This window comes from Desulfopila sp. IMCC35006 (assembly GCF_005116645.1).
Taxonomy (GTDB): Bacteria; Desulfobacterota; Desulfobulbia; order Desulfobulbales; family Desulfocapsaceae; genus Desulforhopalus_A.
Window position 1 is genome coordinate 209,477 of the sequence record NZ_SWCM01000002.1, and the last position, 12,921, is coordinate 222,397.

The window sequence follows — 12,921 nt, forward strand, 5'->3', positions numbered from 1 at the left end:
CGCTCCATGGGAACCAGCAAAAACCTGAAACCAAGACGCCGTTAATTTTTCTCCCAGAGAGTCAGGATAGGACTGGCGACGAAAATTGATGAGTAGGTGCCGATGAGCACGCCAAGCAGCAGGGCAAACGAGAAATCGTGAATTACTGAGCCGCCGAACAGATAGAGCGCCATAACACTTAAGAATACCGTGAACGAGGTGACTATCGACCGGGACAGCACCTCGTTGATACTGTTGTTGATTCCCTTCAACAAAGACGGGGTCTCGGATTTTTTCATGTTTTCACGGATTCTGTCGAAGATTACCACTGTATCATTCAATGAATACCCTGCCAGTGTCAGCAAGGCCGTGACCATGAGCAGGGTCATCTCGATATTCAACAGCCAGCATATGCCCAGCACAGCCAGGACATCATGAAAGGTGGCAACCGCCGCGCCGATGCCGAAGCTGAGATTGAAGCGAAACGCGAGGTAAACAACAACTCCGCCCATGGACAGGGCGATGGCGAGCATTGCCTTGTTGCGCAGCACCGCGCTCACCGATGAGCCGATTTCCGTCTGACTTTCCAGAGAAAATTTCTTATCGGGAAGCTGCTTATTGAGCACCGCGGTCACCTGCTCGTTCAGCTCAGAGGCAATGACCTTCGACGATTTTTTAATTTTCACCATCAGCCGGCCTTCACTTTCAACCTTCTGCAGGTCAATACCTTCCAGCCCGCTTTTGTCAAAGGCCGTACGTACCTCATTCATCGTGAAATTTTTCTCAGCTTTATACTGCAGCAGTGATCCGCCGGCAAAGTCGACTCCCATATTGGCGTTGCCGAGCATAATTTGGACAAAAGCGACGATCCCCAGGAGAACCAGCGCGCCGGAAAGACCAAAGGCGAATTTGCGCAGTTTCATATAGTCAAGATTTGGTTTCTTGATAAACTGCATATAGTGAATACGCTTCATCCATTTAAGAGAGGAGACGCCGTTGAAGATCCAGTGGGAATAGTAAATGGAGGTGAAGAGATTGAAAATGATACCCAGAGAAAGGGTGACGGCGAAACCTTTGACGGGGCCGGTACCGAATAAAAACAGCGCCAGGGCGGTAATCAGGGTCGTTACGTGGGCATCGATAATGGTCAGGAAAGCTTTGCTGAAACCACCGTCAATGCTCGACTTGATCGATTTGCCAAGTGCGGCTTCCTCCCGCATCCTTTCAAAGATAAGAACGTTGGAGTCGACCGCCATACCGACGGAAAGCACGATACCGGCGATACCGGGCATGGTAAGCGTCGCACTGAGGATGGCCAGTCCGGCAAATAGAAACAAAATATTCAGGACCATGGCGGTATTGGCGATGACCCCGGACAATCGATAGTACATGAGCATGAAGCCGACAACCAGCAGGGCGCCCAGCATACCGGAAAAAATGCCCTTCTGGATGGAATCCTGACCCAGACTTGCGCCAACCGTCATGTTCTGGATAATATCAACGGGTGCAGGAAGTGCACCAACCCGTAAAACAATGGCAAGATCGGTTGCATCTTCATGGGTGAAACTGCCGGAAATCTGGGCTGAGCCACCGAGTATTTTTTCGCGAATCACCGGAGCTGAGCGGACGATATCGTCCAGGACAATCGCCATTCTTTTGCCGACGTTTTTCTCGGTGAGATTGCCAAATACCCTGGCCCCGCTGCCGGTCAGATCGAGACTGACATAGGGCTCGTTAAAGTTGCCGCCCACCCGAACCCGGGCATCCTTAACCATCTCACCGGTCATCAGAACCTTGTCCTGCAGGAGCAGTGGCCGGCTGATCTCACGTTTGGTATTCGGATCGACTTCTTTTTCAAAATAGATCGAGGTATCTCTGGGCAGGCGGTTTTCCAGGAGCTGGTTAAGTTTTTTGACACCTTCGCCCTCATGCCAGGCCCCGGAACGAACTGTCTGGGCCACCAGTTCGGCGACATTAATACCTTCGGGGTCAGCTACCATCTTAAATTCGAGCTGGGCGGTATCGCCGAGCAGTTTCAAGGCTCTTTTCGGATCTTTCACCCCCGGCAGCTGAATAACAATTTCATCGTCACCCTGACGGATAATCACCGGTTCGGCGACACCGAACTGGTCAATCCTGTTCCGCAGAATTTCAAGCGACTGATTTACCGCATTTGCCTTGATATAGTCGGTTTTTTCTTTCGACAAGCTGACAAATATGCGTGGAAACGTTCCCTCTTTCGTCTCGGTGCGAATGACGACATCCGGATCTTCCTTGGCAACGGCGGTAACTTTTTCAACAGCATTGGCATTGGGCAGGGTGAATATTATCGTTCCAGCCTGCTGCGCTTTGCTTTGCACGATACTGATAGACTGTTCTGACAGCCGATCCTTCAAGTCATTGGCAACAAGTGTCAACGAATTCTGTGCGGCACGCTCGAGATCCACCTTCAAGACCAGATGCATTCCGCCCTGCAGGTCGAGGCCAAGATGCAGGCCGCCTGGCGCCAGATATTTCTTCCACCAGGTCGGCGTCCCGGCGTAAAACGATGGAAAAATTGTCATGAGGGCAAAAAGCACAAGAAAGAAAACAGCTCCGAGCCTGAGCCTGAGTGAAGTGTTCATGGAACTCCTTGTAAATAAACGAAAAAAATAAAGAAAGAGGCCTTTGGGGCAGGAAAGGTCTGTTATGTATATCCTATGTAATAATACCGTGTTTACTAGTTACCATATGATTGTGAAAATATAAATCGAAAGAACAAATTTTATGCGAGGCGACCGGCAGGTTTCTCACTGGCCGACCACATAATATGGTATATTGCAACCCGGGTAAAGAAGAAACATGCCGCAACTCTCTTTAGTGCCTGCTTGACGGAATAATTTTTCTGGAGAAACCGCCGGCGAATTACTTCCAGCTTTCTTAAGCACCGTACGAGATGGACATGAAAGTCATCAGAAATGTAATACGAGAACTTCTGCCTTGCCGTAGAAGAGAAAAACAAGACGTAAAATTCTGATTTTTTAAGAAAAAACATGGACCATTGCCAATTAAAAGGCCGCCCGCCCTTCCCCTTCGAGACCATTGCCCTGGTCGTTACTTTTTCTGTAAGCCTGAGCCCGCTGCTCAGCGAGGCAAAACACCTGGCGGATGCCTTTAAGGCCCAATTGATCCTGATCTCTATCGACGAACAGACCCCCGACAGACAAACCCGTTTGCACCAGACCTGTCAGAAAACTGGTATTGGAAAAGAGGTACGGGTTATCTGGCCAGGTGGCGATCCGATCGTGTCGCTGCTTGGCATCTGCAAGGAAAACATGATTGATCTCCTGGTGCTCGGGGCGTTGCGACGGGAGACGGCGTTACGCTATTATCTGGGTTCCGTGGCGAGAGGTCTGAGCCGGCGTGCCAAATGTTCTCTGCTGCTGATGACCGAGCCAAAGATTGGTGGAAGTACCTTCGGCAGGATTGTGACGGACTGCGTTGATCACCGGAAAACAATCCCTACTTTGAACACCAGTTTTTATTTTGCCCGCCTGACAGGCTGCCACGAGATGCATATCGTCAAACAGGTAGATCAGACAGGGCTGGCGATGGCAATGTCAGGCGACAGCACCACCGGCGAACAGTCTGCGGTGAAAACGCAGCTGTTCAATGATGCGGAAGATGCAATACGGGAGGCAATCGGCCATTGCCAGGCCGGGGATATCGAGGTCGTCAAAACGGTACTTCTCGGACGACCGGGGTTTATGATTCGCAAGTACGCTGAAGACTGCAGAGCAAACCTTCTGGTTATCAATTCTCCTGACAGCCGGTATGGACTGATTGATCGAATTTTCCCCCATGATATGGAGTACATTCTGAAACAACTGCCGTGCAATGTACTCATAGTTCACTCACGATTCACCAACGACACCTGATTTCTTCCCCCATTCCCTGCCATGGTCAAACTGAGTCAAAATGATCTTGTAATCCTGCTGGTGGCGATCAGCATTATGCTGATTTTCTCGCGCATCGCCTCAGAGCTGGGCAAGAGAGTCGGCATGCCGATGGTCATGGGGGAGCTGATTGTCGGGGTAGCTCTGGGACCTACCATTTTCGGCACCATTACACCACACGCATACACGACACTATTTCCCTTTACTGAAAACGCGCATTTCTCTCTTGCTCTGGATGCAATTTTGTCGTTGTCGGTGATATTGCTTCTCTTCATTACCGGCCTTGAGCTGCGTTTTTCCCTTTTTCTCAGACATGGCAAGACGGCTCTTTCCACCGGTCTTGGCAGTATGGCTCTTCCTTTTGGTTCCGCTTTCATCCTGGCCTGGTTCTTCCCACACTGGTTCTTTGAGGTCAAAGATGGCCCGACCCACCTGCTTTTTTCCTTGTTCCTTGGAACAGCAATGTCGATTTCCGCTCTGCCGGTAATTGCCAGAATTCTCCTTGACATGAAGTTGCTGAAAACCGAGATCGGTGCGGTGATCATTGCTTCCGCGGTCTTTAACGATGTTGTGGGCTGGATCAGTTTTTCCTTTATCCTCTCCCTGGTCAACAAAAATACCGGCGGCGGAAGTGTCTTGCAAAATCTGGTCTTTATTGCAGTCTTCGCCATTTTCATGCTGGTGGTGGGCCGGTTTGTCCTCAACCGCAGCCTGCCCTGGATTCAGACGAAACTGAGCTGGCCGGGCGGCGTTCTGGCCTTCAGTCTCAGCCTCTGTCTGCTCTGTGCCGCATTTACCGAATTTATCCATATCCACGCAATTCTTGGCGCCTTTATCGCAGGACTTGCCATCGGGGACTCGGTTTATTTTCGCGAGGAGGCACGGGAGATAATGCACCAGTTCGTCACCAATTTCTTCGCCCCGCTCTTCTTTGTTTCCATAGGCTTAAAGGTGAATTTCATTGAACACTTCGATCCACTTGTGGTGATGATAGTCCTGCTCCTGGCATTTGGCGGCAAGGTTATCGGAGCAGGCATCGGCGCAAGACTTGGTGGCATGTCTTCCCGGAGGTCCCTGGCAGTTGGCTTCGGGCTGAATGCCCGAGGTGCCATGGAGATGATTCTTGGTTCTCTGGCCTATGACGCCGGTCTTATCAATCAGGCGGTTTTCGTTGCGCTGATTATCATGGCGCTGGTGACCAGCATCACCAGCGCCCCGCTGATGCGCTTTTTCCTTGATGAAAAGAATTAACCTGCCATGTGTCATGACGAATTGAATTGGGAAAAATGCAAAATTCGATTATTATTCTTCTTGATTAAACAAAACCACAGGCTTTCTGTGCCTCCTCCGGTTTTGAATTCTTTCTGATCTTCCAACAGGCGCTCAAGGAGCGTCACAGGCAAATCACCATTTTCCAAGTCTTTCAACTATATTTACTAACAAGCCGCTGAAATAATCCGGCAGGAGTGCAATAATGGCCTTCACCTTGTTTCCCAGGGCAATCCGGTTCTACGATATGCTAATCGAACAGAATCAAATCCTCAAGGATGTCGCTGCTGATCTTGAATTTATTTTTGAGGATTTCACCACAATTGACAAAGTATTCAAACGTATTGATGCCAGGGAGTCGGAAGCTGACGAACTCTGCCATGAAATTTCCCGGCAGTTGTCGCAGACTTTTATCACCCCTATTGATCGGGAAGATATCTACCAGATCACGATGACCCAGGAGGATTCGATCAATTTTTTTAAAAATATTGCCGCCAGAACCAGGGTTTCAGGGATTTCCTACATCCGTTTTCCCGCGAAGAAAATGATCCACAATGTCAAAAAGATGGTCAATCTCACCGGAGAAATGATCATCGCCCTTCGGGATAAACAGGACGTCGCACCGTTTGTCCGACAAATAAAGAATCTGAAAGGCGAATGCGATATGCTTCTCAGCACCGGTTTGTCAGAGCTGCAGGATGTTGAAGTGACGGAATTCAAAGGTGTTCTCGACATAATTAAATGGGTCCAGGTTTACGATCGAATCGAGCAGGTCATCGAAAGGGTCGACGACCTGTCCGACGCCATTGAGGAAGTGGTGTTGAAAAATGCTTGATATCCCGGTGCTGCTTATCTTTATAGTGTTTGTTGCCCTGATCTTTGACTTCACCAACGGAGCACATGACTGCGCCAATGCCATTGCCACGGTGGTTTCAACCAAGGTGATCTCCCCTCGAATAGCCGTTTTTATGGCCGCCGTTCTGAATCTTGTCGGAGCGCTCCTTGGCACGGAGGTGGCAAGCACCCTGGGAAAGGGTATCGTTAATACCGATGTGGTCATGGGCAGTCAGATTCTGGTGCTGGCGGCTCTTATCGGGGCGATAGCCTGGAACCTGCTTACCTGGTACTACGGCCTCCCCTCCTCTTCCTCGCATGCCCTTATCGGCGGACTTATCGGTGCTGCAGTAACCCATGCAGGTTTTTCCAGTCTCAATTCGGCAAGTATCGTGCATAAAATCCTGCTGCCGATGGTTTTTTCTCCCCTGGCCGGTTTTGCCGTGAGCTATCTGGTCATGATTGGTCTGATGCTTATTTTTTCGCGGGTGAACCGGCGCACGGTCAACAAAAACTTCAAGAAATTGCAAATCGTTTCGGCGGCCTTTATGGCCACCAGTCATGGCTTCAATGATGCCCAGAAAACTATGGGGGTCATTGCTTTGGCGCTTTTTCTTTTTCATAAAATTGATGTCATTTACGTGCCCTTGTGGGTAAAACTATCCTGTGCCCTGGCGATGGCGCTTGGCACCGCGCTTGGCGGGTGGAAAATCATCAAGACGATGGGCCATCGTATTTTCAAACTCGAACCGATCCACGGCTTTGCCGCGGAAACTTCTGCGGCGATGGTTATCACCGGGGCATCTCTTTTTGGCGCACCGGTTTCCACTACCCACACCATTACCGCCTGTATATTCGGGGTGGGATCCACCAAACGGTTGTCGGCCGTTCGCTGGGAAATTGCCGCCAACCTGGCTGTAGCCTGGGTTATCACTATTCCGGCGGCTGGAACGATTGCCGGTCTGAGCTATCTTCTGCTTGAGTTTCTTCAGTCTGCCAGGTAGTCAAAAAATTATAAAGGAAATGGAGAAAGAGAAATGCGATACTATGACGAAGCACTCCGCTATCACCGGGAGCCACGACCGGGGAAGACCGAGGTTGTCCCGACCAAGCCGTTTATAAGTCAGGCCGATCTGAGTCTCGCCTATACGCCAGGGGTGGCCGCACCTTGTCTTGAAATTGAAAAAGATCCGCAAAAATCGTTTGAATACACCAACAGGGCCAATCTGATCGCCGTTATAACCAACGGCACCGCGGTGCTCGGCCTTGGCGCAATCGGCGCTTTAGCCGGCAAGCCGGTTATGGAAGGCAAGGCGGTACTGTTTAAACGATTTGCCAATATTGATGTTTTTGATCTGGAAATTGATACGACCGACCCGGATGAATTTATTCGCACGGTCAAACTGCTGGAGCCGACTTTTGGCGGAATCAACCTGGAAGATATTAAGGCTCCTGAGTGTTTCTATATTGAAGAACAGCTGAAAAAGCAGATGTCCATTCCGGTTTTCCATGACGACCAGCATGGCACGGCAATCATCTCGGCGGCGGCTATGATCAATGCGGCGGCGCTGACCAAAAGGGATCTTGCCGGGCTGCGTGTCGTTATTAACGGAGCGGGAGCCGCGGCCATTGCCTGCGCCCGCTTGTATGTCCTGCTCGGGGTCGCGCGAGAAAACGTGATGATGGTTGACACCAGAGGCATTATCTATAAAGGACGGGCTGAAGGAATGAATCCGTACAAGGAGGAATTTGCCAACGAGACCGAGCGCCGAACTCTGGCCGACGCGGTGCGGGGCGCGGATATGCTTGTCGGGCTTTCGGCAAAAGGTGCCTTTACCGCGGAACTGTTGCAGCAGATGGCCCCCTCGCCGATAATCTTTGCCCTGGCCAACCCGGATCCGGAAATTGACTACGATGAGGCAAAGGCCGCACGGCCTGATGCGATTATTGCCACCGGTCGATCCGATTTCCCCAATCAGGTCAACAATGTGCTCGGTTTCCCCTATATCTTTCGCGGGGCTCTCGATGTCGGGGCAACCTCCATCAACGAGGATATGAAGGTTGCGGCCGTGCATGCCCTGGCTGAGCTCGCCCGAGAAGATGTGCCCGACGCGGTGATCCGGGCCTATGGCGACAAGCCGATCCGCTTTGGAACTGATTATATAATTCCCAAACCGTTCGACAGCCGGGTGCTGCTGAAAGTTGTGCCGGCAGTGGCCGAGGCCGCAGTGGCAACCGGCGTGGCCAGGATCGCTTTGCCGGAACGGACACTGTACGTGAATAAACTGGAGACAACCCTTGGTCCGGAACGCGAACTCATACGCAAAATCATCATGCGCGCCCAGCAGGATCCCCGGCGAATCGTGCTGCCGGAAGGCAGTTTGCCGGTCATTATCCGGGCGGCCTATCACACCCTGCACGACGGGATTGCCAAACCGGTGCTGCTCGGGAATCAGGAAAAAATTTCAGCCATTGCCAGAGGTCTGCAAATCCCGCTTAACGGTATCGAAATCATCGATCCTGAACATAATCCTTACCTGGAATCTTTTGCCGATAAGCTCTTCGTGCTGCGGCAGCGGCGCGGCTGGTCCATGGAAGAGGTGCAGCGACAGCTTCTGAATCCCTATGTCTTCGGGGCCATGCTGGTTCGTGAAGGTCTGGTTGACGGCCAGGTTCACGGGGTGGCCGACTCCTACCCCAATGCCATTCGCCCTGTATTGCAGGTCATCGACCGGCGGCCCGGGGTGACCAAGGTATCAGGTCTGTACCTGATGATTTCGAAAAACCGGACGCTTCTGTTTGCCGATGCCACGGTCAATATTCAGCCCAACGCCGAAGACCTGGCGGAGATCGCCATCCTGGCCGGGGAAATGGCCCGTTTCTTCGATATGGAGCCGCGGGTCGCCATGCTTTCTTTTTCCAACTTCGGCAGTGTCCACCATCCCGAAGCGGACAAAGTGACGGCCGCGATGCATCTTGTCAGACGCCGGCGGCCGGAGCTGCTCATCGAAGGTGAGATGCAGGCGGATACCGCCGTGGTCGAGACGATCCTGAATGAAAGATTCCCCTTCAACCGTCTGGGCCAGCCGGCTAATGTCCTCATTTTTCCGGATCTTACCTCAGGCAACGTTTCATACAAGCTTCTTGATCAGTTGGGTGGTGCCAAGGCTATCGGGCCGCTGCTCATGGGTCTCAGCCGGCCCTTTAATGTGATCCAGCGCAACAGCGATATGGAAAATGTCTCCACCATCATCGCCTTTACCGTCGCCCAGGCCCAAAATCAGAAAAATCTGGGTAACATGGAACAGTAAGCGATCAACACAAGCTGCAAAAGAGATCTCAGCAGCATTACTTTCTTTTGCAAGAACATCAACACAAACGCCTTCTGCCTGTAATGAAAACCAGCCATCCACCATTCAGTTCTTTGCCGCAACCCTGGGATCGGATCGTTCCGCATATTGCCACAATCATGGTTTGGGGGATGTTGTTTGGTCTGGTTTTTCTGCTTCGATCGTTCTTTCTTCTGCTTTTTCTTACCTTTGTTTTTTCCACGATACAGGCAAACGTGGTCGCCCGGTTACACAAATACATCAACAACCGGACGATCCGGGTCGTTCTTGTCGAAATTCTGTTCCTGATTATTCTGAGTATGGTCGGCGTATTTCTGGTGCCCAAAGTGAAAGTGCAGACGGAACTTTTCATGAGCCAGTTCCCTGCGTACCTGGAGCGGGTGGATCAGGAGATTTTTGAGCTGAGCAGCAGGTATCCCCTGCTCACCGAAATCCTGCCGGAACTCGTCATCGAAACATCGGAGACCAATAAACAGGCGGTGATGAGCAATGAGCCTGCGTTTTCGCCATCCCGCTCGATGCTCCAGCAGCTGCTCAAGGTCGGCCAGGAATCAGGCGGCATCGAAAATGTCAATCATGTTCTGGGAACTTTAGGCAATATCGGCGGGAAAATTGCCGCGGTCACCTCAACTTTTCTGCTTTCCATACTGTTTTCTTTTCTGATCCTTCTCGATTTGCCGCGACTGGCGGCAAGCGTTCGCGGCCTGGAAGACACCAAGCTTCGCTTTATCTACCTGAGTGTTGCCGATGATATCCGCGACTTCTCCCAGGTCCTGGGGCGGGCACTCGAAGCGCAGTTGATCATTGCCACAGTTAACAGCATCTTGACCGCCATAGGCATAACCATACTCGGCATCGGCCAACATGTAGCCTTTCTTTCAGTCATCGTCTTTTTCTGCAGCTTCATTCCGGTCGTCGGTGTTTTTATCAGCTCGGTACCCATCTGTCTCATTGCTCTGCAGAGCTCCGGGATGCAAATCATGTTTTTAGCGGTGCTGCTCATTGCGGTAATCCATCTGATTGAAGGCTATATCCTCAATCCGAGAATATATGGTTCGTATATGCGGATCAATCCGGTCATTATCCTCATTATTCTGACCATTGGCGGGAAAGTGTTCGGCTTCTGGGGCTTGCTTTTAGGTGTGCCGATCTGCACCTATCTTTTTGGTTATGCAATTCGCATCAGAGACCGGAGTCAGTCAAGGTAGAGGGATACCGGTTCATCTGGTCTATTCGTCGTCGGACTCCGTTATATAGCGCGAGAGGAAAAGAGTCTGCACGACGATAAACACTATAGTCAATCCAAGTATGCCGAAAACCTTGAAATTAACCCAGGTGTCGCGGTCGAAGTGACTCATGACATAGAGGTTGGCCCCGCCAAGAAAAAGAAAAAAGACCACCCAGGCAAGGTTCAGCCGCCGCCATACCGGTCCGGGCAAAAGCATGCTGCTCCCCATTAACCGCTCGATGGCGGTTGTTTTACCAAAGATGTGACTGGCTAGAAACGCCCCGCCAAAGAGCCAGTTGATAACGGTAACCTTCCATTTAATGAACTGTTCGTCGTGCAGATAGAGTGTCATGCCGCCAAAAACGATGATGATTGCCAGCGTGACCAGCTGCATAGTCGCCACCTTGCGGGTTCGATACCAGGAGATGCCGACCTGGAGGAAGGTCGCGGCAATGGCCACTCCAGTGGCGACATAAATACCGAAAAACTTGTAGGCGATGAAAAAAAACAGCACCGGGAAAAAATCATAAAGTTGTTTCATGGGTGTTGCGTCGCGGGAGTTTTCGAAAAAATCGTTCTCCTGCGCTCCTATGAGAGTTATTGAAGTAAGGATTCGGCTTGAAGTGTTTACAATGTATGGCATCTGCCCACTCTTCATCAAGGGCACTTCAACCGCAAGTCTGAGGATAAAGCAAGGAGAAAATGTATGATGCACTGCGGCGAATCCGAGGGAATCGTTTTTCCAATGCAGGGTGATGCGATCAGGAGAACGTCAGCGGCCACTCCAGAGTGTGCCGGGCACCTCTGATGTTCTCCTGAAGGGAATTACTTTGCCAGCAGAATAGGCATACCCATAATCGGCCAGATGACCGTGACCATGACCCAGACGGCAAACATCAGCACAATACTCGCCAGAACACCATAGCGGAAGAACTCGCCGGCGGTGAACTGCTTGGAGCCGTAGGCGATGGCGTTCGGTGCCGCGCCGATCAGCAGAAAGAACGGCATTCCCGCTGTTGCCAGAGCCGAGAAGAAAATAACGTGACCGGCAACCCCCAGGTATGGGGCGACAACCAGGGCTACGGGCAGGGAAATTGCTATCGCCGCCACGTTCATGATGAAATTGGTCATGACCATGACAAAGAAGGCAATGCTCAAAATGAACAGTATTGCCGGGGCCTCTTTAAAGAGTCCCAGCCAGTTGACCGCCAGCCACTCGGCGGCATGGGTCTGCCAGAGACAAAAACCGATAGACATCGCCCCACCGAACAGCAGGATGATATTCCATGGAATATCCTCGAGATCCTCGACCGTCAGGATATTGAAAACAAAAAACAACAGGGTCGATGACAGAAGGATTGCGGTTTTATCGATGGTCTTCAGGGCCGGCACAAAGTTCTTGGCAGCTATGAGCGCAATGACAGAGAGAACGATAACCAGGGTCATAACCTCGTTTCGGCTCCAGCTGCCCAGTTCAGCATACATGCGTTGGGCGCGTTCCTTGAGTCCGGGGATAACCGCTTTTTCCGGTTTGAAAAAAAACATCATCATGACCCAGATCAACGCCACCATAATCCAGCCGAGCGGGAATAAGTAATAGGTGAGTTGAAAAAAACTGATCTCCACCCCGGACATCTCCTTGAAAAAAGCAATGCCCACCGCAGCGCGGGCCGAACCCAGCAGGGTAATGATACTGCCGGCACCGGCAACATAGGCCATACCGATAAAAAGACCTTTGCCGAACTTGGTCGGCTTGTCGTCTTCGGAGTACAGGGCGTTAATCGCCATCAAAAGCGGGAACATGGTGGCTGCCACTGCAGTGTGGGCCATCAGGTGGGTCAGGGCGACGGTCATGACGAAGCAGCCGAGGTAGATCATGCTGGTCCGCTCCCCGACAACCGACAGCATTTTATAGGCCATCCTTTTGGTCAGGCCACTCTTGGTGAAGACCAGGCCGATAACAATGGAGCCAAAGATAAAAAGGACCGAGGGATCCATAAAATCCTTGAAAGCCACCTCCGGCTTGCGGATGAGAAACATCGCCTGAATCACCCCGATAGCAATGCCGGTAACACCAATCGGAAGCACCTCGAAAATCCACCAGGTGGCGGCAAGGGCAAAGAGTGCCAGGGCGCCTTTCCCCTGTTCGGACAGGACGAAATGCTTGCCCATCGGATCGATGGCATCCGGCCAGGCGGGCGCATAATAAATGATGCTGAACAAGGCTACGCCGAGAAAGAGAAAGAACACCCTCTTCCAGTCAAACGGGGTTTTAGCTTCCGCTGCTGCACTGAATGTTGATGACATAGTATCTGCCCTTCCTTAA

Annotated in this window: 9 protein-coding genes; 6 read left to right on the forward strand and 3 right to left on the reverse strand. The window is 51.4% G+C overall.

The features are described from left to right. Positions 1-41 precede the first annotated feature (41 nt). Positions 42-2,603 carry a protein translocase subunit SecD gene (gene secD / locus FCL47_RS04885; RefSeq protein WP_136812359.1) on the reverse strand — a complete coding sequence of 854 codons (2,562 nt, stop codon included), beginning with the start codon at positions 2,601-2,603 and terminating at the stop codon, positions 42-44. Between the two features lie 408 nt (positions 2,604-3,011). On the opposite strand from secD, the gene FCL47_RS04890 reads away from it, so the two are divergent. The 6 genes from FCL47_RS04890 to FCL47_RS04915 all read left to right on the forward strand — a co-directional run bounded on the left by FCL47_RS04890 (position 3,012) and on the right by FCL47_RS04915 (position 10,575). After that, positions 3,012-3,896: a universal stress protein gene (locus FCL47_RS04890; protein WP_136812360.1), complete on the forward strand. Its 885-nt coding sequence runs from the start codon at positions 3,012-3,014 to the stop codon at positions 3,894-3,896. Between the two features lie 21 nt (positions 3,897-3,917). Further along, on the forward strand, positions 3,918-5,165 hold the full coding sequence (locus FCL47_RS04895; protein ID WP_136812361.1) for a cation:proton antiporter: 1,248 nt from the start codon (positions 3,918-3,920) through the stop codon (positions 5,163-5,165). Positions 5,166-5,388: 223 nt separating this feature from the next. After that, positions 5,389-6,018 carry a DUF47 domain-containing protein gene (locus FCL47_RS04900; RefSeq protein ID WP_136812362.1) on the forward strand — a complete coding sequence of 210 codons (630 nt, stop codon included), beginning with the start codon at positions 5,389-5,391 and terminating at the stop codon, positions 6,016-6,018. Next, positions 6,011-7,021: an inorganic phosphate transporter gene (locus FCL47_RS04905; protein WP_136812363.1), complete on the forward strand. Its 1,011-nt coding sequence runs from the start codon at positions 6,011-6,013 to the stop codon at positions 7,019-7,021. Before FCL47_RS04900 ends, FCL47_RS04905 begins: the two co-directional genes overlap by 8 nt. Before the next feature lie 33 nt (positions 7,022-7,054). After that, positions 7,055-9,328 carry an NADP-dependent malic enzyme gene (locus FCL47_RS25405; protein WP_136812364.1) on the forward strand — a complete coding sequence of 758 codons (2,274 nt, stop codon included), beginning with the start codon at positions 7,055-7,057 and terminating at the stop codon, positions 9,326-9,328. Positions 9,329-9,411: 83 nt separating this feature from the next. Next, the gene (locus FCL47_RS04915; protein WP_136812365.1) at positions 9,412-10,575 is read left to right on the forward strand and encodes an AI-2E family transporter; all 1,164 of its coding nucleotides are present in this window, start codon (positions 9,412-9,414) and stop codon (positions 10,573-10,575) included. 21 nt (positions 10,576-10,596) lie between these two features. Here the strand turns inward: FCL47_RS04915 and FCL47_RS04920 are convergent, their stop codons facing one another. Both FCL47_RS04920 and FCL47_RS04925 read right to left on the reverse strand, forming a co-directional pair. Further along, positions 10,597-11,238 (reverse strand): septation protein A, encoded by a 642-nt coding sequence (locus FCL47_RS04920; protein WP_240744136.1) that lies wholly within the window; start codon positions 11,236-11,238, stop codon positions 10,597-10,599. Between the two features lie 182 nt (positions 11,239-11,420). Beyond that, complete coding sequence (locus FCL47_RS04925) at positions 11,421-12,902, reverse strand: SLC13 family permease (protein ID WP_136812367.1); 1,482 nt, start codon at positions 12,900-12,902, stop codon at positions 11,421-11,423. Between the last annotated feature and the right edge of the window lie 19 nt (positions 12,903-12,921).